This window comes from Mesorhizobium sp. L48C026A00 (genome assembly GCF_000502375.1).
Classification (GTDB): domain Bacteria; phylum Pseudomonadota; class Alphaproteobacteria; order Rhizobiales; family Rhizobiaceae; genus Mesorhizobium; species Mesorhizobium muleiense.
Window position 1 is genome coordinate 19,458 of record NZ_AYWU01000008.1, and the last position, 26,481, is coordinate 45,938.

29 protein-coding genes and 1 pseudogene are annotated in these 26,481 nt (G+C 62.5%); 5 read left to right on the forward strand and 25 right to left on the reverse strand.

What is annotated here, in order from left to right:
- Nucleotides 1–20 precede the first annotated feature (20 nt).
- From rnhA to coxB, 11 genes are all read right to left on the reverse strand, one after another.
- Nucleotides 21–554, reverse strand: coding sequence for a ribonuclease HI (gene rnhA, locus X738_RS58330; RefSeq protein WP_023799316.1), 534 nt, complete (start codon nt 552–554; stop codon nt 21–23).
- Nucleotides 551–1,513 carry a homoserine kinase gene (locus tag X738_RS58335; protein ID WP_023799317.1) on the reverse strand — a complete coding sequence of 321 codons (963 nt, stop codon included), beginning with the start codon at nt 1,511–1,513 and terminating at the stop codon, nt 551–553. The genes rnhA and X738_RS58335 overlap by 4 nt, the downstream gene beginning before the upstream one ends.
- Nucleotides 1,514–1,518: 5 nt before the next feature.
- On the reverse strand, nt 1,519–2,529 hold the full coding sequence (gene ispH, locus X738_RS58340; protein ID WP_023799318.1) for a 4-hydroxy-3-methylbut-2-enyl diphosphate reductase: 1,011 nt from the start codon (nt 2,527–2,529) through the stop codon (nt 1,519–1,521).
- 97 nt (nt 2,530–2,626) lie between these two features.
- Nucleotides 2,627–3,382 (reverse strand): SURF1 family protein, encoded by a 756-nt coding sequence (locus X738_RS58345; protein ID WP_023799319.1) that lies wholly within the window; start codon nt 3,380–3,382, stop codon nt 2,627–2,629.
- On the reverse strand, nt 3,379–3,765 hold the full coding sequence (locus X738_RS58350) for a DUF983 domain-containing protein (RefSeq protein WP_023799320.1): 387 nt from the start codon (nt 3,763–3,765) through the stop codon (nt 3,379–3,381). The genes X738_RS58345 and X738_RS58350 overlap by 4 nt, the downstream gene beginning before the upstream one ends.
- 82 nt (nt 3,766–3,847) lie before the next feature.
- The gene (locus X738_RS58355) at nt 3,848–4,729 is read right to left on the reverse strand and encodes a cytochrome c oxidase subunit 3 (RefSeq protein ID WP_023799321.1); all 882 of its coding nucleotides are present in this window, start codon (nt 4,727–4,729) and stop codon (nt 3,848–3,850) included.
- A gap of 1 nt (nt 4,730) precedes the next feature.
- Complete coding sequence (locus X738_RS58360; RefSeq protein ID WP_031254967.1) at nt 4,731–5,372, reverse strand: cytochrome c oxidase assembly protein; 642 nt, start codon at nt 5,370–5,372, stop codon at nt 4,731–4,733.
- Between the two features lie 8 nt (nt 5,373–5,380).
- On the reverse strand, nt 5,381–5,542 hold the full coding sequence (locus tag X738_RS82655) for a hypothetical protein (protein WP_077381685.1): 162 nt from the start codon (nt 5,540–5,542) through the stop codon (nt 5,381–5,383).
- A 2-nt stretch (nt 5,543–5,544) separates the two neighbouring features.
- Nucleotides 5,545–6,489 carry a heme o synthase gene (locus tag X738_RS58370; protein ID WP_023799324.1) on the reverse strand — a complete coding sequence of 315 codons (945 nt, stop codon included), beginning with the start codon at nt 6,487–6,489 and terminating at the stop codon, nt 5,545–5,547.
- Nucleotides 6,490–6,567: 78 nt separating this feature from the next.
- Nucleotides 6,568–8,217: a cytochrome c oxidase subunit I gene (gene ctaD, locus X738_RS58375; protein WP_023799325.1), complete on the reverse strand. Its 1,650-nt coding sequence runs from the start codon at nt 8,215–8,217 to the stop codon at nt 6,568–6,570.
- A gap of 37 nt (nt 8,218–8,254) precedes the next feature.
- On the reverse strand, nt 8,255–9,133 hold the full coding sequence (gene coxB, locus X738_RS58380) for a cytochrome c oxidase subunit II (protein ID WP_023799326.1): 879 nt from the start codon (nt 9,131–9,133) through the stop codon (nt 8,255–8,257).
- A 374-nt stretch (nt 9,134–9,507) separates the two neighbouring features.
- Between coxB and X738_RS58385 the strand changes: the two genes are divergently transcribed.
- The 3 genes from X738_RS58385 (at nt 9,508) to X738_RS58395 (ending at nt 12,077) form a co-directional block, all read left to right on the forward strand.
- The gene (locus X738_RS58385) at nt 9,508–10,098 is read left to right on the forward strand and encodes an invasion associated locus B family protein (RefSeq protein ID WP_031254969.1); all 591 of its coding nucleotides are present in this window, start codon (nt 9,508–9,510) and stop codon (nt 10,096–10,098) included.
- A gap of 241 nt (nt 10,099–10,339) precedes the next feature.
- Nucleotides 10,340–11,752 carry a metalloprotease TldD gene (gene tldD, locus X738_RS58390; protein WP_031254970.1) on the forward strand — a complete coding sequence of 471 codons (1,413 nt, stop codon included), beginning with the start codon at nt 10,340–10,342 and terminating at the stop codon, nt 11,750–11,752.
- Nucleotides 11,753–11,795: 43 nt separating this feature from the next.
- Nucleotides 11,796–12,077 carry an AbrB/MazE/SpoVT family DNA-binding domain-containing protein gene (locus tag X738_RS58395; RefSeq protein WP_023799329.1) on the forward strand — a complete coding sequence of 94 codons (282 nt, stop codon included), beginning with the start codon at nt 11,796–11,798 and terminating at the stop codon, nt 12,075–12,077.
- Here X738_RS58395 and X738_RS58400 read toward each other — a convergent pair.
- The 4 genes from X738_RS58400 to X738_RS58415 all read right to left on the reverse strand — a co-directional run bounded on the left by X738_RS58400 (nt 12,074) and on the right by X738_RS58415 (nt 15,062).
- The gene (locus X738_RS58400; RefSeq protein ID WP_373420415.1) at nt 12,074–12,607 is read right to left on the reverse strand and encodes an RES family NAD+ phosphorylase; all 534 of its coding nucleotides are present in this window, start codon (nt 12,605–12,607) and stop codon (nt 12,074–12,076) included. The two genes, X738_RS58395 and X738_RS58400, sit on opposite strands and share 4 nt — an antisense overlap.
- Complete coding sequence (locus tag X738_RS58405; RefSeq protein ID WP_023799331.1) at nt 12,573–12,944, reverse strand: antitoxin Xre/MbcA/ParS toxin-binding domain-containing protein; 372 nt, start codon at nt 12,942–12,944, stop codon at nt 12,573–12,575. The genes X738_RS58400 and X738_RS58405 overlap by 35 nt, the downstream gene beginning before the upstream one ends.
- A gap of 85 nt (nt 12,945–13,029) precedes the next feature.
- The gene (locus tag X738_RS58410; RefSeq protein ID WP_023799332.1) at nt 13,030–14,271 is read right to left on the reverse strand and encodes a class I SAM-dependent RNA methyltransferase; all 1,242 of its coding nucleotides are present in this window, start codon (nt 14,269–14,271) and stop codon (nt 13,030–13,032) included.
- Complete coding sequence (locus X738_RS58415; protein WP_023799333.1) at nt 14,268–15,062, reverse strand: TlyA family RNA methyltransferase; 795 nt, start codon at nt 15,060–15,062, stop codon at nt 14,268–14,270. The genes X738_RS58410 and X738_RS58415 overlap by 4 nt, the downstream gene beginning before the upstream one ends.
- A 173-nt stretch (nt 15,063–15,235) precedes the next feature.
- Between X738_RS58415 and X738_RS58420 the strand changes: the two genes are divergently transcribed.
- Nucleotides 15,236–15,637, forward strand: coding sequence for a GFA family protein (locus X738_RS58420; RefSeq protein ID WP_023799334.1), 402 nt, complete (start codon nt 15,236–15,238; stop codon nt 15,635–15,637).
- A gap of 115 nt (nt 15,638–15,752) precedes the next feature.
- Here the strand turns inward: X738_RS58420 and X738_RS58425 are convergent, their stop codons facing one another.
- From X738_RS58425 to X738_RS58460, 8 genes are all read right to left on the reverse strand, one after another.
- Nucleotides 15,753–16,265, reverse strand: a complete 513-nt coding sequence (locus X738_RS58425) for a GrpB family protein (RefSeq protein ID WP_023799335.1) — start codon at nt 16,263–16,265, stop codon at nt 15,753–15,755.
- A gap of 40 nt (nt 16,266–16,305) precedes the next feature.
- A complete protein-coding gene (locus X738_RS58430; RefSeq protein ID WP_023799336.1) occupies nt 16,306–16,827 on the reverse strand; it encodes an NUDIX domain-containing protein in 522 nt (173 codons plus the stop codon).
- A gap of 208 nt (nt 16,828–17,035) precedes the next feature.
- Complete coding sequence (dxs, locus tag X738_RS58435) at nt 17,036–18,976, reverse strand: 1-deoxy-D-xylulose-5-phosphate synthase (RefSeq protein ID WP_198032820.1); 1,941 nt, start codon at nt 18,974–18,976, stop codon at nt 17,036–17,038.
- 209 nt (nt 18,977–19,185) lie between these two features.
- A complete protein-coding gene (locus X738_RS58440; protein ID WP_023799338.1) occupies nt 19,186–20,106 on the reverse strand; it encodes a pirin family protein in 921 nt (306 codons plus the stop codon).
- 10 nt (nt 20,107–20,116) lie between these two features.
- Nucleotides 20,117–20,383 carry a DUF2277 domain-containing protein gene (locus X738_RS58445; RefSeq protein WP_023799339.1) on the reverse strand — a complete coding sequence of 89 codons (267 nt, stop codon included), beginning with the start codon at nt 20,381–20,383 and terminating at the stop codon, nt 20,117–20,119.
- Between the two features lie 110 nt (nt 20,384–20,493).
- Nucleotides 20,494–20,745, reverse strand: a complete 252-nt coding sequence (locus X738_RS58450) for an exodeoxyribonuclease VII small subunit (RefSeq protein WP_023799340.1) — start codon at nt 20,743–20,745, stop codon at nt 20,494–20,496.
- A 3-nt stretch (nt 20,746–20,748) separates the two neighbouring features.
- Nucleotides 20,749–21,675 (reverse strand): histone deacetylase family protein, encoded by a 927-nt coding sequence (locus tag X738_RS58455; RefSeq protein WP_031254972.1) that lies wholly within the window; start codon nt 21,673–21,675, stop codon nt 20,749–20,751.
- A gap of 181 nt (nt 21,676–21,856) precedes the next feature.
- Nucleotides 21,857–22,501, reverse strand: a complete 645-nt coding sequence (locus tag X738_RS58460) for a TetR/AcrR family transcriptional regulator (RefSeq protein WP_051407827.1) — start codon at nt 22,499–22,501, stop codon at nt 21,857–21,859.
- A gap of 119 nt (nt 22,502–22,620) precedes the next feature.
- Here X738_RS58460 and X738_RS58465 point away from each other — a divergent pair, with 119 nt between their 5' ends.
- The gene (locus X738_RS58465) at nt 22,621–23,844 is read left to right on the forward strand and encodes an MFS transporter (protein ID WP_023799343.1); all 1,224 of its coding nucleotides are present in this window, start codon (nt 22,621–22,623) and stop codon (nt 23,842–23,844) included.
- A gap of 59 nt (nt 23,845–23,903) precedes the next feature.
- On the opposite strand, the pseudogene ribB reads toward X738_RS58465, so the two are convergent.
- Nucleotides 23,904–25,006 (reverse strand): annotated as a pseudogene (gene ribB / locus X738_RS58470) (3,4-dihydroxy-2-butanone-4-phosphate synthase).
- A gap of 138 nt (nt 25,007–25,144) precedes the next feature.
- A complete protein-coding gene (gene aroC, locus X738_RS58475) occupies nt 25,145–26,248 on the reverse strand; it encodes a chorismate synthase (RefSeq protein ID WP_023799346.1) in 1,104 nt (367 codons plus the stop codon).
- Nucleotides 26,249–26,481: the final 233 nt, after the last annotated feature.

Genomic DNA, 26,481 nt, shown 5'->3' on the forward strand with positions numbered 1-26,481 from the left:
TGGTCAGTAGCCCAGACTGGTCAGTAGCTTTGGGTCGAGCGGCGCAATTTCCTGGCTGCCGGCTGTTTGGCTTGGGTGTTTTCCCCAGCCGAAACGGGCGCGGGCCTGGCCGTCTTGTTCTTGAACGGCGCCATGCCGAGCCGCGCCAATTCGTCGGCACGCTCGTTCTCCGGATGGCCGGCATGGCCCTTGACCCAATGCCAGATCACCTGATGACGGTTGCGCGCCTCGTCGAGCGCCTGCCACAGTTCGGCATTCTTCACCGGTTGCCTGGCAGCGGTCTTCCAGCCGTTGCGCTTCCAGCCGTCGATCCAGCTGAAAATGCCGTCCTTGACATAGTTGCTGTCGGTATAAAGATCGACCGCACAGGGTTCTTTCAGCGCATTGAGCGCCGAGATGGCGGCCAAAAGTTCCATGCGGTTGTTGGTGGTAGCAGCCTCGCCGCCCGACAGTTCCTTCGTGACGCCCTTGAAGCGAAGGACAGCCCCCCAGCCGCCAGGCCCCGGATTGCCCGAACAGGCACCATCGGTAAAGATTTCGACGCGCTTGGTCATGTCAGTCCGTATTCGGAAGGAGATTTGATCGCCCGGTGGAAACGCATACGCCTGATATATTCGGTCGGATCGCGTTTCACGACCAGCCCGCCGTTGGCAATGATCAGCCAGTCGTAAAGCCGGGTCAGCATGAAGCGCAGTGCCGAGCCGCGCGCCAGCATCGGCAGCGCAGCTTTCTCTTCGCCGCTCAAGGGCCGCACGCTTTGGTAGCCGGCAAGCAGCGCCGTGCCCTTGGTCAGGTTGAACGAAAAATCCTTCTCGAAGCACCAGGCATTGAGGCAGGTAGCGACATCATAGGCGTAGAGATCGTTGCAGGCGAAATAGAAGTCGATCAGCCCCGACAGTTTCTCGCCGAGGAAGAAGACGTTGTCGGGGAAAAGATCGGCATGGATGATGCCTTCCGGCAGGCCGTTCGGCCAGTTCCTCTCGAAATCGGCGAAGTCGGCATCGACCTCGGCCGCCAGTCCCGGCTCGACCTCGTCGGCGCGAGGGCGAGAGGCGCTCCACAGCTTGCGCCAGCCATCGATGGCAAGGGCATTCGGACGGGTCATCGGAAAGTCGGCGCCGGCCAGATGCAGCGCCGCCAGCGCCTTGCCGACCTCGCCGCAGTGCGCTGATGTTGGCCGCCGCAGCGAAACGCCTTCGAGGAAGGTGATGATGACCGCCGGCCGGCCGGCAAGCGTTCCGATGACGTCGCCATCATGCGCGGTCACCGGAAGCGGGCAGGAAATGCCCTTCCTGGCGAGATGGCTCATGAGGCCGAGGAAGAACGGCAGATCGGCCTTGTCGACGCGCTTTTCGTAGAGCGTCAGGATGTAGGAGCCGCTGGTCGTGTGCAGCAGGAAGTTCGAGTTCTCGGTGCCTTCGGCTATGCCCTTGTAGGACAGGAGATCGCCGACTGGATAGGCCTTCAGGAACGCGCCGAGCTCGCCTTCGTTGACGTCGGTGTAGACCGCCATGAACCTTACGCGGCCCCGTTGACGAAAGCCATGTCGGCGGCCGTCAGCTCGACGTCGCGCAGCACCCGCATCACCGGAAAATCCTCGGTTTCCGTCGCCGTCACCGCCAGCTCGATGGTTACCTCGAAGCGCTGCCGGAACGCATCGATGATCTCGTCGACGATGATTTCCGGCGCCGATGCACCTGCCGACAGGCCGAGCGTCGAGATGCCGGCGATCTCGGTCCATGGAATCTCGGAGGCGCGCTGCACCAGAAGCGACATCGAGGCGCCAGCGCGTTCGGCCACTTCGACGAGACGCCGCGAATTTGAGGAGTTGGGAGCACCGACGATCAGGAAGAGATCGGCACCCGCGGCGGTCTCCTTGACCGCTTCCTGGCGATTGGTGGTGGCATAGCAAATCGATTCCGCTGCCGCCGCATGCAAATCGGGAAAACGATCCTTAAGCACCCGAATGATGCCGGCGGTGTCCTCGACCGACAGCGTCGTCTGGGTGACGAACCCGAGCGCCTGCGGGTCGGCGGGCACCAAATTCGCGGCATCGGCTTCGGTCTCGATCAAGGTGACGGCGCCGTCCGGCAACTGCCCCATCGTGCCGATCACTTCCGGGTGGCCGGCATGGCCGATCAGAAGCACGTGACGGCCGAGCCGCTGATGGCGCATTGCCTGCTTGTGGACCTTCGACACCAGCGGGCAGGTGGCGTCGAGATAGAAGAGGTTGCGCGCCTGGGCGTCCGCCGGCACCGACTTCGGCACGCCATGCGCCGAAAAGACGACCGGGCTCTGGCGATGCTCAGCCGGTATCTCGGAGAGCTCCTCGATGAACACCGCACCGAGGCTTTGCAGCCCCTCGACGACGTAGCGATTGTGCACGATCTCGTGGCGAACATAGACCGGCGCGCCGTATTTCTTCAGCGCCAGGACGACGATCTGGATGGCGCGGTCGACGCCGGCGCAGAAGCCGCGCGGCTGGCAGAGCCTTATCGTCAGCGGTGGCTTTGTCGTCGTGTGAAGCATGATTCCCGGCCGGTTGGTCGTAGCGTGAACTGAAGTCTTGAACTCAAGGCGCGAAATGAGGTGCGCACCCCTGCCCTGTCAAGGGCACCAGTGCTGATCATTCTTCTTTCGCCGGGCGGCGAAGCCTGAAGATGAGGACGCCGGCAAGGGCAGCGGCAAGGCCGTACCAGGTTACGGCGTATTGCAGATGGCTGTTCGGCAGCTCGATGATTGTAACGCCGCCGACCGGCAGCCCGCCCGGGTTCGGCGTGGCGTCCGCGTCGATAAAGAATGGCACCAGCCCCGCACCTGCCGGCAGACCGGCGCTGGCCGCCATGGCGTCGCGATCCTTCCAGTAGAAGATGTTTTTCTGCGGATCATTGTCGGGAAGCATCATCGAGGGCTTTGCCGGCAGCGGATTGCGGGCGAGCCCCGTCACCGTCACCTGGCCCGCACCCTGGCTTTGCGGGCGCTTGGCTGCGTCCTTGAGATCGTACGGCACGAAGCCGCGATTGATCAGAACGAAGCGCCCGTCCTCCAGATGCAAGGGCGTGAAGACATCGAAACCGGACTGGCCTTCCCAGGTCGCGAAGAAATGTCGCTCGCCTTGATACAGGAAGGTGCCTGATGCCGTCACCGGCGTGTAATCCACATCGCCGCTGGCAGCAAACCGCTTTTCGACCTCGGCCAACGGCACGGGCGCTGAGTGCGTGCGCTGGTCGATGGTCTGGAGAAGACCCTCTTTCCAGTACAGGCGCTGGAACTGCCAGGTGCCGAGCGCCAGCAGGATGAAGAACAGCACGAGGCCAAGCCCAAGCAGCAATGCCGTCTTCGGCCGCGAACGGCCCGCAATCGAAGCGGATGTCGTGCTCATTCGCCGAGGTCCAGCCTGCCCTCTGCCGCCTTATTGCGGTATTGCAGCGTCAGGAGCACGCCCTTGATCAGCCTGAGCGCGCCCAGGCAAAGCACCAGCGTCAGCGGTATCCACAGCAGGAAATGCAGCCAGAGCGGCGGGCTGAGCGTCACCTCCATCCACAGCGCCAGCCCGACGACGATGAAGCCGATGATCAGGATGACGAACACCGCCGGACCGTCGCCGGCATCGGCGTAGGAATAGTCGAGGCCGCAATTGGCGCAGCGTTCGCCGACGGTGAGGAAGCCGGAAAACAGCCGGCCCTCGCCGCAGCGCGGGCAGCGGCCGTGCAGGCCAGCCGAAATCGGATCGATTGCTGGCCAGATCGCCTTGTCGTCGCTCATTGCGATACTTTAATGCCCTTCACTCCAAAAGGTAAGGCGGCCACGTCGCCGCAGCCGCCTCATCGATTTCCTCAGGAAGATTTCAGTGGCCTTCGATGACCGCGCCGCTCGAGGCCCAGACATAGATCGACGCGAACAGGAACAGCCAGACTACGTCGACGAAGTGCCAGTACCAGGCGGCGGCCTCGAAGCCGAAATGGTGCTTGGGCGTGAAGTCGCCCTTCATCGCGCGGACCAGGCAGACCAGCAGGAAGATGGTGCCGATGATGACGTGGAAGCCGTGGAAGCCGGTCGCCATGAAGAAAGTGGCGCCGTAGATCGAATCCCTGAAGCCGAACGGCGCGTGCATGTATTCGTAAGCCTGCACCATGGTGAACAGGATGCCGAGACCGACGGTCAGCACCAGGCCGTTGATCAGCCCCTTGCGGTCGCCATGAAGCAGCGCGTGGTGCGCCCAGGTCACCGTAGTGCCCGACAGAAGCAGGATGACGGTGTTGTAGAGCGGCAGGTGGAAGGGGTCGAGGACCTCAACGCCCTTCGGCGGCCAGACACCGCCGGTGAAGGTGGCGCGGGCATATTGCTGTGCCTCGCCGGGAAACAGGCTGGCGTCGAAGAAAGCCCAGAACCAGGCGACGAAGAACATCACCTCGGAAGCGATGAACATGATCATGCCGTAGCGCAGATGCAGCGACACAACACGCGTGTGGTGGCCTTCATGCGCTTCCCTGATGGTATCCGACCACCAGGCGTACATGGTGTAGATGACGATCAAGAGGCCGATGAAGAACAGCCACGGATTGGCGATGTTGAAGCCGAAGATCGGGAAATCGCCGCCCTTGAGATACTGCATGTAACAGACGCCGCCGATCGCGGTGACCAACGCGCCGACCGAGCCGACGAATGGCCACGGGCTCGGGTCGACGAGGTGGTAGTCATGTTGTGGTTTTGCGTGCGCGTCTGCCATATCAACCCCCGAGGCTTCGTTCGGTATGTGAAACTTTGTTGCTTGTGCCTTCGGCCGGCACTGTCGACGCCACCGGCTTGGTCTTCTCGTTCTTCTCGACCGGGAACATCGTGTAGGACAGGGTAATCGTCTTCAGGTCCTTCAATTCCGGCGCATTGACGATGTCGGGATCTACATAGAACACGACCGGCATGTCCAGCGTCTCGCCAGGCTTCAGCGTCGTATCGGTAAAGCAGAAACACTCAACCTTGTTGAAGTAAGACCCCGCAAATTCCGGCTGCACATTAAAGGTCGCGCGGGCCGTCGTGGCGCGGACGAACTTGTTGGTCGCGCTATAATGCGCCTGCGCCGTCTCGCCTATCTTGATGGTGACGGAGCGGGCGACCGGCTCGAACTGCCAGGGCACGCCGGCTGTGTTGGCGTCGAAACGGATGGTGATATCGCGGTCGAGCACCCGGTCGGCATATTGCTGCGTTGCGCGTTTCACGGTGCCGCCGTAACCGGTCGCCTGGCAGAACATCGCGTAGAGCGGCACCGCGGCATAGGCCATCCCGATCATGCCGCCGAAAAAGGCGATGCAGACGCCGGCGACGACGCGGTTGGTGTTCTTCTTTTGAGGATTGGTCACTGTTTGGCGGTTCATCTTGAGCCTCACATCGTTCCGGTGAGGTTGTGACCGAATTTCACGACGGTCGCGATGTAGAAGATGACGACAAGCACCGCCAGCGCCAGGCCGATGGCTACCGAGCGGTTGCGCCGGGCCTTCTGCTGGCGCTCCGTCAGCGTGACGAGTTCAAGCTTCTTGTCGGCCATGGTCATGCTCCGCCCGTGGCCAGCGCGCGCCCGACAACGCAGTCGGCAAGATAGATGGCGAAGATGGCGAAGAGGTAGAGCAGTGAGTAGCCGAACAATGCCTTGGCCGGCTTCATGACATGGTCGTCGTCCGCCATCCGCAGCACCTGCCACGCATACCAGACGAAGCCGGCGCCAAGCAACACCGCAAGGACGCCATAGACGGGTGTGGTGAAGCCGAGCGCCCATGGCAGCACGCCAACCGGCGCAAGGATCAGCGCATAGGCGAAGATCTGGCGTCGGGTCGAAGCCTGGCCGGCGACATTCGGCATCATCGGGATGCCGGCCCTGGCATAGTCCTCGGACTTGAAGAGGGCGAGCGCCCAGAAATGCGGCGGCGTCCACAGGAAGATGATCAGGAACAGGACGACGCTTTCCAGGCTGACGGTTCCGGTCACCGCGGCCCAGCCGATCACCGGCGGAATGGCGCCGGCAGCACCGCCGATGACGATGTTCTGCGGGGTCCAGCGCTTCAGCCACATCGTGTAGACGACGGCATAGAAGAAGATGGTGAAGGCCAGGAGCGTCGCCGACAACCAATTGACCAGCACGCCGAGCGTCATCACCGACAGCACCGACAGCACCAGGCCGAAACTCAGCGCCTCGCCTGGCCGGATGCGGCCGGCCGGCACCGGACGGCTGGCGGTCCTGGTCATCACCGCATCGATATCGGCGTCATACCACATGTTGAGCGCGCCGGACGCGCCAGCACCAATGGCAATAGCCAGGATCGCGATCACCGCCAGAAGCGGATTGATGGCCACAGGTGCCGCGACCAGGCCGACAAAGGCGGTGAACACCACCAGCGACATGACGCGCGGCTTCAACAGTGCGAAGAAATCGCCCGCCGTCGCTTCCGACATGCGAAAGCCCGGTTCGTCAGTCAATGTGTCGTCGACAAGGGCCATGCGTACTTAAAGTCCATCATTCCGTTGGCCAAAAACCGCCGGGCGAACCGGCGATTCAGTATTCGCCCAGGCAGAAGCCTATTTGATCTTCGGCAGCTGTTCCCACTGGTGGAAGGGCGGCGGCGAAGGCAGCTGCCATTCAAGCGTCGTCGCACCCTCGCCCCATGGATTGGCGCCGGCCACCCGCTTCTTCTGGAAGGCCTCGAACACGCCATAGAGGAAGATGACCACGCCGACGGCCGAAATATACGAGCCGTAGGACGACACCATGTTCCAGCCGGCAAACGCATCCGGATAGTCGATGTAGCGGCGCGGCATGCCTGAAAGTCCGAGGAAATGCTGCGGGAAGAAGACGAGGTTGACGCCGACGAAGGTAACCCAGAAGTGGGTATTGGCGATGACAGGCGAATACATGTAGCCGGTCATCTTCGGGAACCAGTAGTACCAGCCGGCGAAGATGGCAAAGACCGCGCCCAGCGACAGCACATAATGGAAATGCGCGACCACGTAATAGGTGTCGTGCAGCGGGCGGTCGAGACCGGCATTGGCAAGCTGGACGCCGGTAACGCCGCCGACGGTGAACAGGAAGATGAAGCCAATCGCCCACAGCATCGGGGTCTTGAGCGAAATCGACCCGCCCCACATGGTGGCGATCCACGAGAATATCTTCACGCCCGTCGGCACCGCGATAACCATCGTGGCGAAGACGAAATAGCGCTGCGTGTCGAGCGACAGGCCGGTCGTGTACATGTGGTGCGCCCAGACGATGAAGCCGACCGCCCCGATCGCGACCATGGCATAGGCCATGCCGAGATAGCCGAAGATAGGCTTCCTGGAGAAGGTCGAGACGATGTGGCTGACGATGCCGAAGCCCGGCAGGATCAGGATGTAAACTTCCGGGTGCCCGAAAAACCAGAACAGGTGCTGGAACAGGATCGGGTCGCCGCCGCCGTCGGGCGCGAAGAAGGTGGTGCCAAAATTGCGATCGGTCAAAAGCATGGTGATGCCGCCGGCCAGAACCGGAAGCGACAGCAGCAGCAGGAAAGCGGTGATCAGCACCGACCAGGCGAACAGCGGCATCTTGTGCAGCGTCATGCCAGGCGCGCGCATGTTGAAGATGGTGGTGATGAAATTGATGGCGCCGAGGATCGATGAGGCGCCGGCGATGTGCAGCGACAGGATCGCAAGATCCATCGCCGGTCCGGGCTGGCCCGAGGTCGATAGCGGCGGATAGATCGTCCAGCCGCCGCCGACGCCGTAGGCGCCAGGCGCGCTCGGCACGAAGGCCGAGATGATCAGAAGGATGAAAGCCGGTGGCAGCAACCAGAACGAGACGTTATTCATGCGCGGGAATGCCATGTCCGGCGCGCCGATCATGATCGGCACCATCCAGTTGGCGAAGCCGCCGATCAACGCCGGCATGACCATGAAGAAGATCATGATCAGCGCATGGGCGGTGGTGAAGGCATTGTACATGTTCTTGCCGCCGTCGAGCGCAGCGTCGGCGTTCAAGCCGTAGACCATCTGCGCCAGGCCGGTGAAAATCTGGATCCCAGGCTCCTGCAGTTCCATACGCATGACGACCGAAAGGGCACCGCCGACGCAGCCCGCCATGATCGCGAAGATCAGGTAGAGTGTGCCGATATCCTTGTGGTTGGTCGAATACACCCACCGCACCCAGCCATGATACGGCTTGTGGTCGTGGTCGTGAGCTGCAGCGTCTGCCATGTTCGGCTCCGTTCCCTGATCTTTTCTGGTCGCGGCATCAGTTGCCGGCGGCCGCTACCTTGTCTTTGCCGTCGACCTCGGCCATCAGCGCCTTGTTGGCGCCGGGAAGGTCGGTGCCGGCTGCTGCCAGCCAGGTCTTGTACTGGGCGTCGGAGACGACGCGGATCGCGATCGGCATGAAGGCGTGGTCCTTGCCGCAGAGCTCCGAGCACTGGCCGTAATAGAGGCCTTCCTTTTCCGCCTTGAACCAGACCTCGTTGATGCGACCCGGAACCGCGTCGGTCTTGATGCCGAAGGACGGCATGGCAAAGGCGTGGATCACGTCTGCCGCCGTCACCAGTACCCGGGTCATGGTGTTGACCGGCACCACCATCTCGTTGTCGACGGCGAGCAGGCGCGGATAAGCGCCGCGGTCCTCCTTGCCGGCCGCGGCGCGGTCAGAATCCGCCAGGATCGCCGAGTTGAAGGAAAGCGTGTTTTCGGTCTGGTATTCGTAATCCCAGTTCCACTGGTTTCCCGTCGCCTTGACGGTCAGCTTGGCTTCCTCCGGCGGCGTGTATTGCGCAGTCAAGAGCTGGAACGAGGGGATGGCGAGCAAGAGCAGGACGACGACCGGCCCGACCGTCCAGATTACCTCAATCAGCGTGTTATGGCTGGTGCGCGACGGGGTCGGGTTGACGCTCGCGCGAAACTTCAGGATGCAATAGGCGATGAGAAAGAGCACGAAGAGGGTGATCGGCACGATGAACAACAGCGTATAGCCCTCGAACCAGGCGATCTGCCGCATCATGTCGGTGGCGGCGGGCTGGAAGGTCATCTCCCACGGCGCAGGCTGGGCCGCATGGGCGGATGCGCCGGTGAACAGTGTGGCGGCAGCGCTTGCCAGGAGTTTGGCGCCTGCTAGGAATTTTCTCATTGCCGTCATTATCTCCCAGTTCCTCGCGATCGGACCGCAAGAATATCGAACAACGCCGGGACGGGAATCCCGGATAGTCCCGAGGCTGGTTCAAACCATACTCTATTTGCCTCTGCAAGAAAGGAGCGGGGGAAACCGTGCGGCATTTTTGCGCGCAAGCGCGGCTGCGCCTTGTGGCGGCGGCCGCGGCGGTGTCGGACCCGCGACGCCCGAGCGGCGGAGTGTCCCGGCAAAATGCGCCGGGCCGTCGCAATTCGGGCGAATTTGGCACGGAAAAGCGCACAATTGCCTTGGTCGAGGCAGGCCGGCAGTGGTCTCATCCTTTACTTGCCCTTGGCGCGGCTTAAAGTGCCGTGATTCGCAATGGAGCCGTCATGAACTCTTGGCTTTGGGGACTTGGGCTTTCTAGAAGCTTGGCAAAGGCCATCCTTCTCGCTGCCGTGTGTAGCGTTGGCCTATCTGGCGTTGGTCTGTCCGGGATCGGCCTGTCCTATGTTGGCTCGTTTGGCGTCAGCCAGGCCAATGCCGCGCAGCCAAGCGGCAAGGTGCGGACGACGCATGGCGCATGGTCGATCATCTGCGACACGCCGGCTGGCGCCACATCGGAACAATGCGTGATGATGCAGAACGTCGTCGCCGAAGACCGTCCCGAGATGGGGCTTTCCGTCGTCGTGCTGCGCACCGCCGACAACAAGGCCGAAATCCTGCGCGTGCTGGCGCCGCTCGGCGTGCTGCTGCCCAACGGGCTCGGCCTCAATGTCGACGGCAAGGACATCGGCCGGGCCTATTTCGTGCGCTGCTTCCAGGATGGCTGCTATGCCGAGGTCATTCTCGAAAAGCCGCTGCTCGATACGCTGAAGACCGGAACGTCGGCCACCTTCATCGTCTTCCAGACGCCGGAGGAAGGTATCGGCATTCCGGTCGAGCTCAAGGGTTTCGCCGACGGTTTCGCCGCCCTGCCTTGAGCCGGGCGAGAGGCCCAAAACCCTGCTGACGAACATGAGATTGTGAGCGCCTTTGGCTACAGCGCCGCGCGTCCAAGGACGCGCAAACGACGCTGTAGCGCTTCGATTTTGCGCATGATCCTTTCCGAAAATCGATTCCGATTTTCGGGGTCATGCACAGACAATGGTCATTGCCGATTGTCTGGACGCACCTTCGCGCCTACATCGTGAGGACAATCTCTTTCCACGGATGGACCGCGCCATGAACAGCCTCATCGGCCAATTCGACATTTCCGACAATCGCATCAAGCAGATCGTCGCCGAGACCATCAACGGCGCCGACGACGGCGAGTTGTTCCTCGAATACAGCGAGAGCGAAGCGCTGATGTTCGACAATGGCCGGCTGAAGACCGCCAATTTCAACACAGACCAAGGCTTTGGCCTGCGGGCGGTCGCCGGCGAAGCGAGTGGCTACGCGCATTCCAGCGATCTTTCGGAAGCATCGCTGCTGCGCGCGGCCGACGCTGTGTCAACCGTCAAGAGCGGCTATTCCGGCACGCTTGCTGCGGCTCCCGCCCGCACCAACCGCCATCTCTATGGCGACGACAACCCGATCCCCTCGCCCTCCTTCGAGGCCAAGGCCAAGCTCCTTCAGGAAATCGATGCGTGGCTGCGAGCCGAGGATCCGCGCGTGCGGCAGGTGACGGCGTCGCTCGCCGCCTCCTGGCAGCATGTCGAGATCGTGCGTGCCGACGGCCAGATGGTGCGCGACATCCGCCCGCTGGTCAGGATCAACGTGTCGGTGGTGGTCGGCAACGGCGACCGCCAGGAGAGCGGCTCCTTCGGCATGGGCGGACGCAAAGGGTTTGGCGAATTCCTGGTCGAGGACAGCTGGAAACACGCCGCCAAGGAGGCGCTGCGGCAAGCGCTGGTCAACCTCGAGGCCATTCCGGCCCCCGCCGGCACCTTTGACATCGTGCTGTCCAGCGGCTGGCCGGGCGTCATGCTGCACGAGGCCGTCGGCCACGGGCTGGAAGGCGACTTCAACCGCAAAAAGACATCGGCCTTCGCCGGGCTGATGGGCCAGCAGGTGGCAGCAAAAGGTGTCACCGTGGTCGACGACGGCACCATGGCCGAGCGGCGCGGCTCGCTGACCGTCGACGATGAAGGCACGCCGTCGGCCCGCAATGTGCTGATCGACGACGGCAAGCTTGTCGGCTATATGCAGGATCGCCAGAACGCCCGGCTGATGGGCATGAACGCCACCGGCAACGGACGGCGCGAAGGCTACGCGCACCAGCCGATGCCGCGCATGACCAACACCTATATGACTTCAGGAGACATGGAGCCGGACGAAATCATCGCCTCGGTCAAGAACGGCATCTATGCCGTCTCCTTCGGCGGCGGCCAAGTCGACATCACCTCGGGAAAATTCGTGTTCGGCTGCACCGAGGCCTACATGATCGAGAACGGCAAGGTGACACAGCCGATCAAGGGCGCCATGCTGATCGGCAATGGGCCGGATGCCATGCATCGGGTTGCGATGATCGGCAACGACATGAAGCTCGACACCGGCATCGGCATGTGCGGCAAGGCCGGCCAGGGCGTGCCGGTCGGCGTTGGCCAGCCGCACCTCAGGATGAACCAGATGACGGTTGGCGGAACGCGGGTTTGATAGAAGCTGCGGTTTTTGTCTTACATTCAGAGGATGCGCCGCGATGGCCAACCCGGAAAGACTCGTAACCACTGTCTCGACCAAGGGGCAGGTCACCCTGCCCAGCGCGATCCGCAAGCGGAGGGAATGGGACGCCGGCACACGTCTTCTGGTCGAAGATACTCCGGAGGGCGTGCTACTGAAGCCTGCGCCAGTCTTCGCCGAGACACGGCCAGAAGACGTGTTTGGATCCCTGCCCCATACAGACAGGCCGAAGACGTTGGAAGAAATGGACGCGGGTGTGCTGGCCGAAGCGCGGCGGCGCGGCCGGCTCGAACTGCCCTAAAGCCATGAAGCCGGCGTTTTCGGCAAGCGATGGTCGGGATCGATGACCTTCAGACGGGGTGTGTTGCTCTCGTTCCATCGCCACAGCGCCACGCATGTGCCGCCGGGCGACATGAAGGACGGGTAGATCACGCCATGCTGCCCATCGGCAATCAGGCGATCTCTCAGCGTATGCGTCTCAGGCACAAGGCCCTGATCCATGATGTCGCGCCATTCACATCGGTGAATGTCCGCCGTCACGCCGAGCCTGGTCAGCACATCAGCGTCCGTAAGGTCGGCCAGGCGCGCGCCTGAAAGCGCGAGTTGCGCAATCAGCGCCGGATGCTGGACAAAGCCCTGATTGTACTCCGCCCAAGCAGTGGACAACTCGCCCGCGGCATAGATCGTCGTGGCGCCCACTGGATTCCAGCGACCGCCAAAGCAGGCTGCTCCTTCGCCGGAAAGCGGCAGATGCGCCCAACGCGGCACGAAGGCGCGCCATAGGCTCAGTCTGTTTTCAGGCATAGATGCCGGAGCGGACTGCCTCCAGATAGGCAAGCACCTTGTCCGTCTTGCCCTCTCGAACGAGATCGTAGGCGGTCTTTCCCGCCCAGCCGGGGATCGGCTGATGCTTGAACCAGATCGCCGCACGCTGTTCATCGCCGGCCATCTCGCCTGCCATCGCAAGGATACGGACAATCGGACTCAATGCGGCGTCGACCTTGCGCGCGCCGGTCTTGGCGGCAAGCGTGTTGCGCGCGACGCCGATCAGGCCCGCCAGTTCGGTCAGATTGACACCCAGCAGTTCAGCCACCCGTCTTGCCGAAAGAAATGGCGTCCGCTCGTCGCCAAAGCGCGATGCTCTGATATCGAGAGCTGCGGTAATCATAACAGGTTCCTAGCACATTTTGAACAGAACACGTTCAAAGTATGCTCATTTTACGCGAAATTCAAGCTCAACAAGTGCGGACTCGCTACCGCCTTCGCTTCGGCTTCTCCAGAAGCGCGACGGCCTCAACATGCGGCGACCACAGGAACTGGTCGATCGGCGTCACGCTTTTCAGGGCGTAGCCGCCATCGACGAGGATGCGCAAGTCGCGCGCCAGCGTAACCGGATTGCAGGAAACCGCGGCGACCAGCGGCACGTCGGAACGGGCAATCTGCTTCGACTGGTCTTCGGCGCCGGCGCGGGGCGGATCGAAGACGACGCCGTCGAAGGCATTCAGTTCCTTGAACGTGAGCGGCCGCCGGAACAGGTCGCGGCGTTCGCTGGTCACCCGCTTCAGACCGCTGGCGAAACGGAATGCCCGGTCGAGCGCCGAAAGCGCTGCCGCATCCCCCTCCACCGCATGGACCTCCGACCTGGCGGCGAGGCGCAGCGCGAAGCTGCCGCAGCCGGCGAAGAGGTCGGCGACCTTTTTGGTGCGCGCGAGGTGCCGGCCGACGATGTCGGCCATCGCCTGCTCGGCAGCCTCGGTCGCCTGCAGGAAGGCGCCCGGCGGCACCGCGACGGCGACGCTGCCGAACGTGACAACCGGCTTTTTGGGCTCGATGATGATCTCGCCATCGATCGAAAGCCTGGCCAGCCCCTGGGCGATGACGAAATTGGAGGCGACGCGGCGCTGGTTCTCGCCGAGCTTGCCGGACTCGTGAACCGCGACATCGAGGCCGGAACCGGTCGCCGTGACCGTCATGCGGAACGATTTCGTCGTTGCGCAAACCAGTTCGGCGAGTGCTCTCAGACGGTCGAGCTTTGCGACGATCTCGGGCAGCGAGATCGGGCATTCCTCAATGGAAATGATTTCGGACGACAGCGCCCGAACGAAGCCGAGCAGCATGCCGGCCTCGCTCCGCCGGGCGGTGAACACGACGCGCCGGCGCGTCTGCGGCGCGCACGGCACCAGCGCGTCAATGTCGCAACTGATGCCCTTGCTGTTGAGCGCATGCGCAACCTTGTCGCGCTTCCACCGAAGATAGGCTTCGGCCTCGAGATGCTGGATGGCGCAGCCGCCGCATTCGGTGAAATGCCGACAGGCAGGGTCGATGCGAAGCGGCGAAGTCTCCAGCACCGACATCAGCATGGCGCGGTCCTTTTCGCGCGCGGCGGTGACGGTTTCAGCGGGCAGCGTGAACGGAATGAAAAGCTCGCCGGTTTCGGTTTCGGCGACGCCGTCGCCCTGGGAGCCCAGCCGTGTGATCGTGAAGCGCGCGGTCATCGGCCTCCGATCCCCCTGTTCTCGATACCGGCGTCCTTGATCCCGGCGAGCAGGAACTCGCGGTTGCCGTCGCCGCCTTCGATCGGCGACAGATGCAGTCCGAGCGAGCGCCAGCCGGGGACGCCGTCCAGCCAATCCTGCAGCAGGCCGGCGACCCGCGCGGCATCGTATGGGTCTTTCAGCAAGCCGCCCTTGCCGATCGCCTCGCGGCCCGCCTCGAATTGCGGCTTGACCAGAAATATTGCTTTGGCGCCGCTCCTGGCAATGGCGAGCGCCGGCGGCAGCGCCAGTTTCAACGAGATGAAGCTGACGTCGGAGACGATAAAATCTGGAATTCGATCGGCAAGATCGGCGGTCGAAAGATCACGGGCGTTCAATCCCTCGATAACAGTTACACGCGGATCGCCGGCGATATTCGGATGTATCTGGCCATGCCCAACATCGATCGCCGTGACATGCGCCGCGCCGCGTCCGAGCAGCACTTGAGTGAAGCCTCCGGTCGAGGCGCCGACGTCGAGCGCTTCGCTGCCGGCTGGATCGAGGTCGAAATAGTCGAGCCCGGCGATCAGCTTCAGCGCAGCACGGGACACATAGCCCTGCGCCGGATCATCGACTTCTATGAGGCAATCAGCCCGGACGGTCTGGCCGGGCTTGCGGGCGATGACGCCGTCAACCATCACGGTGCCGCGCTCGACCGCGTCGCGGGCGCGAGAGCGGCTGGGAAACAGGCCGCGCGCGACGAGGAGTTCGTCGAGCCGCTGGCGTGTGCTGGCTGGCAAACGGGAGTTCATCGGCCTTCATGGCGAAAGCCTGTCACGAAGGCAAGGATATTGGGGAAGACAACGAACATCTTGCCAAAGCGGCGAGCGCATCAGGCCGCGCCACAAACTGTTGAATATCGCACTGGGTCCGGCACAATGTTGGGAACAATGCTCGTGTTGCTGCCAGAAGGTGAAGAGGACGAATGCTGACCGGAACCTGCCATTGTGGCGCGGCCCACTGGATTTTGGAAGGCGATCCCGGCTCGATCACAGCCTGCAACTGCACGCTTTGCCGCCGCTATGGCGCGCTGTGGGCTTACGATTATGTCGACGAACGCATCCGTCTTGCGGGACCGACAAGTGCTTATACGCGCTCCGGAAAGGATGCCCCGTCGCTCGAGATCCTGTTCTGTCCGACATGCGCCTGTGTGCTGGCCTGGCGTGGTTTGCGCGCCAGTGCCGCCGGTCGCACTCGGATCGCCGTCAATGTGAGGCTTGCGCCGCCTGACACCGTCGCCGACTTGCCAATCGACCATTTCGATGGTCTCCACACATTCGAGGACCTTCCGCGCGATGGTCGCTGCGTGCGCGATATGTGGTTTTAGTGGACTCAGTACCGGTGCGGAAGAGCGGAAGATCACCCCTTGGCGGTGGTTCGTTCGCGACCGGCCGAATTCACGCCCATAACCCATTGCGGCCATCCGACCCTGCCCGAGCCGGTCATTGTTTGTCCTTAGGTTCTGGGCCAACCACCGCGTCAATGAATGGAGCTTTGAGCGCCAGATACTCCTTGATTCCGTGTTCGTTCTCGGCCTCAAGCTGCAGTTTCAAATCCTCATATCGCTTGCGGAGGTTCGCATCCGCCCTGAGAAGATCGCGAAATCGGAGCATTCTGGAAATCTGCCAATGCCCGGACGGACAGACGTGAACCTTGTGCGTCCGCACCCCATTTACGTCACGCCGATAAAAATGGTGGTCCGGTGAAAGGTCCTTTCCCCGAACGTATCCAATGGATTTCATGAAGTTGGCCACACGCGTCTCGTCCCGGTGCTCTCTCACTTCGACCAGCAAATCAATTTCCGGTTTTGCCGCCAGGCGGGGAACTGCCGTGCTTCCGACGTGATGTATTTGGACAAGCTCCGATCCAAACGCCTCTTCGATTCGGCATTTTTCGGAAAGGAACATGTCGGGCCATTTGGCATCATAGGCTGAAATCTGACTGGTAAGCGCCATTTAGGTCTCCCACGATGAACAGCCACAGTGAGAACCGGTTCTAATCCGGCACCTGGACGAGGTGCCTCTCTGTCAGATAGCTGCCGCTTATGACAGCATCCCGCACGACGAATGGACGCAAGTCGGCGCGACCTAACTCTGAAAGAGGCAACCAAAGTTGCCTCAGATGAGGTTCCCGACTCACGATATCCTGACGATCCAGCGTAACGAGGAAATAGTGCTCCGCCTGCTGAATAACGGTGCCTTTGTAATGAAAGTGGTTCTCGACGCAGAAGAGATATCGAGCATTGAGCACTTTGGCGTTTGTCTCTTCTTCAAACTCTTTCTTTAGGCGAGTCTCAAAGGTGTCGCCGAGTTCGTATTCGCCGCCGATGAAGGCCAAGCATGAAGATGGATCGTCCGCAGGCTGCTGGACCAGCACCGCGCCGTCGCCGCTCATAACGATCCCTGCGATCCTGATCCTCGGTATCTGTCGGGATGCTATCGCTCGGAAGAACTGATTTGATTCAGAGCCATAATCTCCGGCATCGGTCAGCCGCAGGATAACGAAAGTCTTCGGCATCGCAACGACCGCAATGTCCGCTGGCTGCTCATTTCCAGTCGGCACTCGAACGCACGAAACTACCCATTTCTGCCCTTCACACCATCAGGCTGCTTTTAGAAGATTGGGTCGCGAGACAGAGGCACCGTAGGCGAATGCCAAATGACAACGCAAACAGTCAGTTACGACCGCCGGTCGGCAAACTGGTGCAAGCCGTTGAGATTTTGATTCAGGCGCTTTGCGCGCTGGCGGTGCGTCCCAGCGCCACAAAGACGGTGCGCACGATGCCGGCGGCATCTAGCCCGGCGTCGGCATACATCTTTTCGGGCTTGGCGTGATCGACGAAGCTGTCGGGCAACACAAGCGGGCGTACCTTCAGGCCGTTTTCCAGCAGCCCTTCATGGGCCAGGAATTGCAGCACGTGGCTGGCGAAGCCGCCGACCGCGCCCTCTTCCACTGTCACCAACACTTCGTGCGAACGGGCCAGGCGCCGGATCAGGTCCTCGTCGAGCGGCTTGGCGAAACGAGCATCGGCGACCGTGGTGGAAAGCCCGGCCGCGCCGAGTTCCTCGGCCGCAGCCAGGCAATCCTGCAGCCGCGTGCCGAAGGAAAGCAGCGCAACCTTGGTGCCCTCCCTGACGACACGGCCCTTGCCGATTTCGAGAACCGAGCCACGCTCCGGCAGGTCGACGCCGACGCCGTTGCCGCGCGGGTATCGGAAGGCGATGGGGCCTTCATCGTAGCTTGCCGCCGTGCGCACCATGTGTCGCAGTTCCGCCTCATCCGCCGCGGCCATGACGACGAAACCGGGCAGCGTCGCCAAAAAAGTCGTGTCGAAGGCGCCGCAATGGGTCGCCCCGTCGGCCCCGACGAAGCCGGCGCGATCGATCGGGAAGCGCACCGGCAGCTTCTGGATCGCCACGTCGTGGACGACCTGGTCGTAGGCACGCTGCAGGAAGGTCGAATAGATCGCCGCGAAAGGCTTGAAGCCTTCGGTGGCAAGGCCGGCGGCAAAAGTCACCGCATGTTGCTCGGCGATACCGACGTCAAAAGTCCTCGACGGGAACGCCTCGCCGAAGAGGTCGAGGCCGGTGCCGTTCGGCATGGCGGCGGTGATGGCGACGATGCGATCATCTTCGCGGCCTTCCTGGATCAGGCTGTCGGCAAAGACTTTCGTGTAGCTCGGCGCGTTGGCCGGCGCCTTGGCCTGCGCGCCGGTGATGACGTCGAATTTGTTGACGCCGTGATATTTGTCGGCGGCCGCCTCGGCCGGTCCATAGCCCTTGCCCTTCTGGGTCACGACGTGGATCAGCACCGGACCGTCGGCATTGTCGCGGACGTTCTTCAGCACCGGGATCAGGTGCTCGAGATTGTGGCCGTCAATCGGGCCGATGTGATAAAAACCCATTTCCTCGAACAGCGTGCCGCCGGTGACGTAGCCGCGTGCATGCTCGACCGCCCGCTTGATGGCGCGATCGGCGCGCTCGCCGAGATAGGAGGTCAGCTTCTTGCCGAAATCGCGCAAGCCCAGATAGGCCTTCCCCGACGCCAGACGGGCCAGGTAGGCGCTCATCGCGCCGGTCGGCGGAGCGATCGACATGTCGTTGTCGTTGAGGATGACGATCAGCCGGGCATCGAGCGCGCCGGCATTGTTCATCGCCTCATAGGCCATGCCGGCCGACATGGCGCCGTCGCCGATAACGGCAATGACATTGTTGCGGCCCCCGGAGAGATCGCGTGCCATTGCCATGCCGAGGCCGGCGGAAATCGAGGTCGAGGAGTGGGCGGCGCCGAACGGATCGTATTCGCTCTCGGCGCGCTGGGTGAAACCGGACAGGCCGCCCTCTTGCCGCAGCGTGCGGATACGGTCGCGGCGGCCGGTCAGGATCTTGTGCGGATAGGCCTGGTGGCCGACGTCCCAGATCAACCGGTCGTCTGGCGTGTTGAAGACATAGTGCAACGCCACCGTCAGTTCGACCACGCCAAGGCCAGCACCGAGATGTCCGCCGGTGTGGGACACGGCGTCGATCAACTCGGTGCGAAGCTCCGATGCCAATTGCGGCAGAGCACGTTCGTCAAGCGTCCTGAGGTCGGCCGGGATGCGGACCTTGTCGAGAAGTGGCGTATGGAGCTTTGCGTTCACTGGTGCTGGGGCCTGCTTTTTATTCATCTGCGAAATAGGCTGCCGGCCGGCGAATGTAAATGCGTGTGAGTGACGCGGCATAGCTTCAAACTGTTAGGGTTTCCTTTACGCGTCCAAAAGGACGCGCGGCGCTCTAAAGCGCGTCGCGTTCGACCGACCTCACGCGACGCGCTTTAGGTTGTTGTTTTATGCATGTCGTTAACGCAAAACCGCTGCACACTTTTGCGCGACATGCATTAATTGTCCGGCAGCGGAATGAACTCTTCTTCATCCCCCGGAACGATATCGAAACGGCCTGTCTTCCATTCTTCTTTCGCCTGTTCGATGCGTTCCTTCGACGAAGACACGAAATTCCACCAGATGTAGCGCTTGGAGCCGAGCGAGGCGCCGCCGAACAGCATGAAATGCGCTCCACCCTCCGACGACACGACGATCTCGTCGCCGGGCCGGAACACCAGCAGCCGCTCTGCTGGAAAGCGGTCACCGGAGATCGATACCTCGCCTTCCAACGTATAGATGGCGCGCTCCTCGGCATCGGCTGGGATTTTCACGCTGGCGCCGGGCGCCAGGCTGAGGTCTGCATAGAGCGTGTCCGAAGCGGTCACGACCGGTGACCGCAACCCGGAAAACGCGCCAATGACAACGCGTCCGCTGACGCCTTCAGCGTCGATTTCGGGCAGACGCATGGCCGCCGTATTCTCGAAGATCGGGTCGACCTCCTCCTTATCGTCCGGCAGCGCCAGCCATGTCTGCAGGCCGGAAACCGACATCGGCGCACCACGCAGTTCCTGCGGCGTACGCTCGGAATGGACGATGCCGCGACCGGCGGTCATCAAATTTACGTCGCCGGGCTGGATGACCATTTCGGTGCCGAGCGAATCGCGATGCCTGATCTTGCCGTCGAACAGGTAAGTGACCGTCGACAGGCCGATATGGGGATGCGGGCGGACATCGAGCGCCTGGCCGGCCCGCAAAATCGCCGGTCCCATGCGATCGAAGAAGATGAAGGGACCGACCAGCCGACGCCTGGCGGTCGGCAAGGCACGGCGAACCTGAAAGCCGCCAATGTCCTTGGCGTTCGGAATAACCATCAGTTCGATCTGGTCGCTGGCGAAGGCGTCACCGGGCAGAGGGTCGTTTCCGGGGAAGAAGCTCATGCGGTCTTCCTCAGGCGAAGCGGAGTGCAGACCTGGCTTTCGCCTTGGCCGCCACCTCGTCGCGATTGCGCGGATGCTGTGTCGTCTCGAGGCTGTCCAGCAATTCGCGCGCAGACGCGGCTATGGCCTCGACGGCGTGGTCGAACGCATGCTGGTTCTGTTTCGACGGCCGAGTCGTTCCGCTCAGCTTGCGGACAAACTGAAGTGCGGCATCGCGGACCTCGTCATCGGTTGCCGGCGGATCGAAATTGAACAGGGTCTTGATGTTTCTGCACATCGTTCGCAATCTCCTCTCGTCCTGGAGCCGTTTCAAGCGGGATGAGTACTATCCTCAATCATGATCATGTCGAAAAGCCGCACGGCGAAATTATCGTCCGGGACCGTGCCTTACTCCGCATCCAGCGGCTCGGTCCCCACCGGCTTGCCGTCGCGCGAAAGCCTGATCTTCTCGACCTTGTCCTCGGCCGCCTTGAGCAGCCGGTCGCAATGGAGTTTCAGTGCCTCGCCGCGCTCATAGATGCGGATCGACTGGTCGAGCGGCACGTCGCCGCGCTCCAGATCATCGACGATTTTCTCCAGCGCGTCGAGCGCCTGCTCGAAGCTCATCGCCTTGACGTCTTCGTTGCTCTCACCAGCCATCGTCTATCCTTTCATCAGTCGCCCGACATGGGCGGCGACCGAAAATGCCAATCCCTGCAGATCGTAGCCGCCCTCGAGCAGGCTGACGAGCCGGTTGTCGCTGTGGCGACCGGCGCGCTGCATCAACTGGCCGGTTGCCCAGTCGAAATCGTCCTCGGTCAGATTGATCTCGGCCAGCGGATCGCGGTGGTGCGCGTCGAAGCCGGCGGAAATGATGATGAGGTCGGGCGCGAAATTGTCGAGCGCCGGCAAGATCCGCGACAGGAAAGCGTCGCGGAAAACCTCACTGCCGGTCTGCGGCGCCAGCGGCGCGTTGACGATGTTGCCGGCGCCGGTTTCGCTCACCGCCCCGGTCCCCGGGTAAAGCGGCATCTGGTGCGTCGAGCAATAGAGCACCGACGGATCGTCCCAGAAAATATCCTGCGTGCCATTGCCGTGGTGGACGTCCCAGTCGACGATGGCAACACGCTCGGCCTGGTGCTGCCTTTGCGCGTAGCGCGCCGCGATCGCCGCGGTGTTGAACAGGCAGAAGCCCATGGACGTGGTCTTTTCGGCGTGGTGGCCGGGCGGCCGGGCGGCGACAAAGACATTGGCCACGTCGCCCCGAAAGACATCGTCGACGGCGGCGTTGGCAGCGCCGATCGCCGTCACGGCCGCCTGCCAGCTTTTCGGGCTGGCCGTGGTGTCGGCGTCGACACGAGCGATACCGGTGTCCGGTATCATAGCGCGGACCCGTTCGACGAATTCCTGCGGGTGTGCGTAGAGGATGGTGGCCTCGTCGCCTTCCGGCGCCTCGGCACGATCAAGGGCCGCAAAGGCCTCGTCGTCGAGCACGCGCTCGATGGCGCGCAGGCGGTCCGGCCGCTCCGGATGACCGGGCGGCGTTATATGCTCGACGAAGATCGGGTGGGTATAAAGCCTTGTGACCATGCCCCCGATATAGGCGCGCCTGGTGGCTTTGACCATGTTTTGCAACCGGCAAAGGCAGACGTTCAACAGGGTTTAGGCGTTGGTGCTGGTTGGGTCCGGCGCGAGCTGCCCGAATCTTGAGGCGCGCTTCGCCCGTCCCATTCGAGGTCGCGCCTTGCCTTTTGGTGGTCTTGAGACAGGCTCAGGCCGGCGATTTGTCCACCTCAGCCGGTGCTTGTGGACGACCAGTGCTGCGGCCTTGCCTGAGCAGTCCCTGCAAAAGCACGTTGAACGCCTTCACCGCCTTTTTCGACGTCGCTTCTGGATTTTCCGAATTTGCGATCCACTGCGCGGCATGTAGCGAGGCGCCGCTGACCAGCCTTGCTGCGGCTTCGGGATCAACGGCAACGATGGTTCCCTCGTCCCTCAGCTTTTGAAGGTTCTCGCTCATCGAGCGGATGCATTCGTTCTGGCTCGGCCATTGCGAAGGATCGCCGAGCACCGCCGGTCCGTCGCGAAGGACAATACGCTGGATCTCCGGCTCCAGCGCCATCTCGATATAGGCGGTGCATTCGTCGACAAAGCCCTGCCAGAGAGTGTCCGCCCTGACTGAGACGATCTTCAACCGGGCCAACATCTCCGCGTCGATCTCGGCGATAACCGCCTGGAGAAGGCCCTTCTTGTCGCCGAAGTGATGATAAAGCGCGCCGCGCGTCAGCCCGGCCGATGCGGTGAAGTCGTCCATCGAGGCCTCGGCATAGCCGACAGTGCCAAAGGCATGGCGCGCCGCCGCGACCAGTTTGGCGCGGGTTTCGGCGATCATCTCCCTGCGTGGTTTGTGCCCCATTCGCCCATTCCTTCACATACGTCTCGTATATTAATTGACATACGCGTCGTATGTCATTATTTGATTTGCATACGCCACGTATATAAGTGGATCGGCCTCAAAAATCCAGGAGTGTTCCCATGCCCAATCCCTATCGCGAAATATTCAAGGCAAGGGGAGCCAAGGGCTTCGCTGCAGCCGGCTTCGTCGCCCGGATGCCGATGGCCATGGCTCCGATCGGAATCGTCGCGATGCTGTCGCAGACGCACGGCGAGTACTGGCTGGCCGGCGCCGTCTCCGCGACATATGCGCTGGCCAATGCTTTTGTCGCGCCGCAGATATCGCGACTGGTGGACCGCCTCGGCCAGGCGCGGATTGTGGCGCCCACCACCGTTATTTCCGTGCTCGCCTTCGTGGTGCTGATTGCGGCGGCCAATCAGGACTTGCCGATATGGACACTGTTCGTGTCAGCGCTGCTGGCCGCCGCTATGCCCAGCATCCCAGCGATGGTGCGCGCGCGCTGGACAGAGCTCTTCCGGGATCGCCCCGAGATGAACACGGCGTTCGCCTTCGAATCGGCGGCGGACGAGCTGGTCTACATCGCCGGGGCTTCGCTGTCGGTTGGCCTGAGCGTCGCGCTTTTCCCGGAAGCGGGAATGCTGGCGAGCACATTGTTCCTCGCCTTCGGCTCGACAGCCCTCATCCTGCAGCGCTCGACCGAGCCGCGCGTGCGACCGGTCGACCAGGGTTCGCGCGGATCGGCAATCCGCCTGCGGCCGGTCCAAATCATCACCTTGGCCCTGATCTTCATCGGCGCGACCTTCGCAACCACGGAGGTGAGCACCGTGGCGATCACCAAGGAGCTCGGCCAGCCGGGCGCCGCCAGCCTCGTCATCGGCGTCTATGCCCTCGGATCGTTCGTCGTCGGCATCGTCCTCGGCGCTCTGAACCTGAAAACACCGCTGCAAATTCAGCTTGCCATCGCGATCGCCATCATCGCGCTCACCACGCTGCCGTTGCTTGTCGCAGACACGGTGCCGCTTCTGGCGCTGGCTGTCTTCGTTAGCGGTGTGGCGATCTCGCCGACCTTCATCACGGCATTCGGCCTGATCGAGCGGCGCGTGCCGGAGGCGATGCTGACCGAGGGCGTGACCTGGGTCATGACCGGCATAGGCATCGGCATGGCGCTCGGCTCCTTCGCCGCCGGATGGGTGGTGGACGCCTTCGGTGCCCAGAGCGGGTTCCTGGTGTCGGTGGCGGCGGGCACAATCGCGCTGGTCACCGTGCTGCTCGGAATGCGCAGCCTTGCCACGGGCGATAGTGACATCTCCGCGCGCGAAACAGCCGCGGTTCCTGCCGAATAGCCTTCAGGCGTCCGGTCCCAAGCGGGACCGGACGCACCCGGCGCTCCGCTAAACCAGCCCTAAAGAATCTCGGTCTTGGCGATGTGGATGCCGAAACCTTCAAGGCCGACATAGTGGCGTTCGCGCGAGGCGATCAGGTTGATCGAGGAAATGCCCAGATCCTTCAAGATTTGCGCGCCGAGGCCGATCTCGCGCCATTCGCTTTCGCGGCGGCGCGCCTCTTCATGGTCCTCGCGGTCGCCGGCAGCCGGCCGGTTGCGCTCCTGATGGGCGACGCCGACGGAACCTTCGCGCAGATAGACGATGACGCCGCGCCGGCGCTCGCCCATCGATTTCATGATGCCGTCCAGCCTGTGGCCGGTGCCGAAGACGTCAGTCACAACATCCTCGGAATGCAGTCGCACGGGCACCTCCTCGCCGTCGCGGATGTCGCCGAAGACGATCGCCACATGGTGCATGGAGTCCCAGGGCAGCGTGNGTAGGTGAAGACCTGCGCCTTGCCGCCGGGCGTGTCGATCTCAGAACAGGCGACACGCTCGACCAGCGTTTCCTTGCGCTGGCGATAGGCGATGAGGTCGGCGACCGAAATCTGCTTCAAACCGTTCGTTTCGGCGAAGGCCTGCACCTGCGGGCCGCGCATCACGGTGCCGTCATCATTGACCAGCTCGGAAATGACACCGACCGGCGGCAGGCCGGCAAGCTTGCACAAATCGACCGCGGCTTCGGTATGGCCCGAACGCATCAGCACACCGCCTTCGCGCGCAATCAGCGGAAAGATGTGGCCGGGGCGGACGAAATCGGAGGCGCCGACATTGCCGTTGGCAAGGTTGCGCACGGTCAATGTGCGGTCGTCGGCCGAAATGCCCGTCGTGGTGCCGTGCTTGAAATCGACGCTGACGGTGAAGGCGGTGGTGTGGGCCGAGTCGTTGTCGGCGACCATCGGCGACAGGTTGAGGCGCTTGGCCTCCTCGCGCGGCATCGGCGTGCAGACGATACCAGAGGTATTGCGGACGATGAACGCCATCTTTTCCGGCGTGCAATGGACGGCGGCGACGATCAGGTCGCCCTCGTTCTCGCGCCCGTCATCGTCCATGACGACGACAATCTCGCCGCGTTCGAAGGCGCGCAGGGCTTCGACGATCTTCTTCTGGTCGTAAGGCATGGACGCTCGCTTCGCTCTCGCAGGGAATAGGGCAGTAAGGCAGTAGGGCAGTAAGGGATTAGGGAAAAGGAAAAAATTGGCTGCTTCGGCGGGATAACATACTGCCCTACTGCCCTACTGCCCTACTGCCCTACTGCCCTACTGCCCTCTCCCTGTCTGTCCCCGATGCCGCAGATAGTGATCGGCGATCGCGCAGGCAACCATCGCCTCGCCGATCGGCACGGCGCGGATGCCGACGCACGGATCGTGCCGGCCCTTGGTCATGATCTCGACGTCGTTGCCGTCCTTGTCGATCGACTTTCGCGGGGTCAGGATCGACGAGGTCGGCTTGACGGCGAAGCGCGCGACGATCGCCTGGCCGGTCGAGATGCCGCCGAGGATGCCGCCGGCATTGTTGGACAGGAAGACCGGCTTGCCGTCATTGCCGATACGCATCTCGTCGGCATTTTCTTCGCCGGTGATGCGGGCGGCCTCGAAGCCGTTGCCGATCTCGACACCCTTGACGGCATTGATCGACATCAAGCCCGAGGCAATGTCCTGGTCGAGCTTGGCGTAGATCGGTGCGCCCAGGCCTGCCGGAACGCCGTCGGCGACGATCTCGATTACCGCGCCGACCGAGGAACCCGCCTTGCGGATGCCGTCAAGATACGCGGTGAAGACGACGACCGATGCCGGATCGGGCGTGAAGAATGGATTTTCGGCGTCGCCAACGAAATTCCAGTTCCAGTTGGCGCGGTCGATCGATTTTTCCCCCATCGACACCAGTGCGCCGCGCACGATCATGCCGGGCACGACCTTGCGGGCCAAGGCTCCGGCCGCCACCCGCGCCGCCGTCTCGCGGGCCGAAGAACGGCCGCCGCCGCGATGGTCGCGCAGGCCGTATTTGGTGTCGTAGGTATAATCGGCATGACCCGGCCGGTATTGACGGGCGATCTCGCCATAGTCCTTGGAGCGCTGGTCGACGTTCTCGATCAGCATCGACACCGGCGTGCCGGTGGTGATCATGGTCTCGCCGTCGTCATCCAGGATGAAGCCGGACAGGATCTTGACCTCGTCTGGTTCGCGACGCTGCGTCACAAAACGCGATTGACCCGGGCGGCGCTTGTCGAGTTCGGCCTGGACCTCGGCGCGCGTGAAGCGGATGCCGGGCGGACAGCCGTCGACGACGCAGCCGAGCGCCGGGCCATGGCTTTCGCCCCAGGTGGTGACGCGGAAAAGATGGCCAAACGTATTGTGAGACATGAAAACCAGCCCTGCCGGCGTCGAGCCGGCTTAGCGCATGACCCCGAAAATCGGAGCGATTTTCGGGAAGGATCATGCGCAAATCAAAAGTGCCGCAGCGTCGTTTCTGCGTCAGGGCGCGTGGCGCCGTAGCTGCGTTCTATTGGCGTTTTCCGCAGCGGTCAAACTGTGATCAGGCGGATTTAGTTTTGACACATTCGGTTGGTTTCTGCTTCCCTCGACCCATCTGTTGA

Bases quoted from the DNA above. Each gene is read 5' to 3' on its own strand.
- X738_RS58410 (WP_023799332.1), bottom strand. From the start codon at position 14,271: ATGACCGCGCGCTTCACGATCACACGGCTGGGCTCCCAGGGCGACGGC.
- X738_RS58345 (WP_023799319.1), bottom strand. From the start codon at position 3,382: ATGAGCACGACATCCGCTTCGATTGCGGGCCGTTCGCGGCCGAAGACG.
- X738_RS58395 (WP_023799329.1), top strand. From the start codon at position 11,796: ATGGCCAACCCGGAAAGACTCGTAACCACTGTCTCGACCAAGGGGCAG.
- X738_RS58385 (WP_031254969.1), top strand. From the start codon at position 9,508: ATGAACTCTTGGCTTTGGGGACTTGGGCTTTCTAGAAGCTTGGCAAAG.
- X738_RS58335 (WP_023799317.1), bottom strand. From the start codon at position 1,513: ATGGCGGTCTACACCGACGTCAACGAAGGCGAGCTCGGCGCGTTCCTG.
- rnhA (WP_023799316.1), bottom strand. From the start codon at position 554: ATGACCAAGCGCGTCGAAATCTTTACCGATGGTGCCTGTTCGGGCAAT.
- dxs (WP_198032820.1), bottom strand. From the start codon at position 18,976: ATGAATAAAAAGCAGGCCCCAGCACCAGTGAACGCAAAGCTCCATACG.
- ctaD (WP_023799325.1), bottom strand. From the start codon at position 8,217: ATGGCAGACGCTGCAGCTCACGACCACGACCACAAGCCGTATCATGGC.
- X738_RS58355 (WP_023799321.1), bottom strand. From the start codon at position 4,729: ATGGCAGACGCGCACGCAAAACCACAACATGACTACCACCTCGTCGAC.
- aroC (WP_023799346.1), bottom strand. From the start codon at position 26,248: ATGTCTCACAATACGTTTGGCCATCTTTTCCGCGTCACCACCTGGGGC.
- X738_RS82655 (WP_077381685.1), bottom strand. From the start codon at position 5,542: ATGGCCGACAAGAAGCTTGAACTCGTCACGCTGACGGAGCGCCAGCAG.
- X738_RS58405 (WP_023799331.1), bottom strand. From the start codon at position 12,944: ATGATTACCGCAGCTCTCGATATCAGAGCATCGCGCTTTGGCGACGAG.
- X738_RS58360 (WP_031254967.1), bottom strand. From the start codon at position 5,372: ATGAACCGCCAAACAGTGACCAATCCTCAAAAGAAGAACACCAACCGC.
- X738_RS58440 (WP_023799338.1), bottom strand. From the start codon at position 20,106: ATGAGCTTCTTCCCCGGAAACGACCCTCTGCCCGGTGACGCCTTCGCC.
- tldD (WP_031254970.1), top strand. From the start codon at position 10,340: ATGAACAGCCTCATCGGCCAATTCGACATTTCCGACAATCGCATCAAG.
- X738_RS58370 (WP_023799324.1), bottom strand. From the start codon at position 6,489: ATGGCCCTTGTCGACGACACATTGACTGACGAACCGGGCTTTCGCATG.
- X738_RS58445 (WP_023799339.1), bottom strand. From the start codon at position 20,383: ATGTGCAGAAACATCAAGACCCTGTTCAATTTCGATCCGCCGGCAACC.
- ispH (WP_023799318.1), bottom strand. From the start codon at position 2,529: ATGCTTCACACGACGACAAAGCCACCGCTGACGATAAGGCTCTGCCAG.
- X738_RS58465 (WP_023799343.1), top strand. From the start codon at position 22,621: ATGCCCAATCCCTATCGCGAAATATTCAAGGCAAGGGGAGCCAAGGGC.
- coxB (WP_023799326.1), bottom strand. From the start codon at position 9,133: ATGAGAAAATTCCTAGCAGGCGCCAAACTCCTGGCAAGCGCTGCCGCC.
- X738_RS58455 (WP_031254972.1), bottom strand. From the start codon at position 21,675: ATGGTCACAAGGCTTTATACCCACCCGATCTTCGTCGAGCATATAACG.
- X738_RS58350 (WP_023799320.1), bottom strand. From the start codon at position 3,765: ATGAGCGACGACAAGGCGATCTGGCCAGCAATCGATCCGATTTCGGCT.
- X738_RS58430 (WP_023799336.1), bottom strand. From the start codon at position 16,827: ATGCCGAAGACTTTCGTTATCCTGCGGCTGACCGATGCCGGAGATTAT.
- X738_RS58420 (WP_023799334.1), top strand. From the start codon at position 15,236: ATGCTGACCGGAACCTGCCATTGTGGCGCGGCCCACTGGATTTTGGAA.
- X738_RS58415 (WP_023799333.1), bottom strand. From the start codon at position 15,062: ATGAACTCCCGTTTGCCAGCCAGCACACGCCAGCGGCTCGACGAACTC.
- X738_RS58450 (WP_023799340.1), bottom strand. From the start codon at position 20,745: ATGGCTGGTGAGAGCAACGAAGACGTCAAGGCGATGAGCTTCGAGCAG.
- X738_RS58425 (WP_023799335.1), bottom strand. From the start codon at position 16,265: ATGGCGCTTACCAGTCAGATTTCAGCCTATGATGCCAAATGGCCCGAC.
- X738_RS58460 (WP_051407827.1), bottom strand. From the start codon at position 22,501: ATGGGGCACAAACCACGCAGGGAGATGATCGCCGAAACCCGCGCCAAA.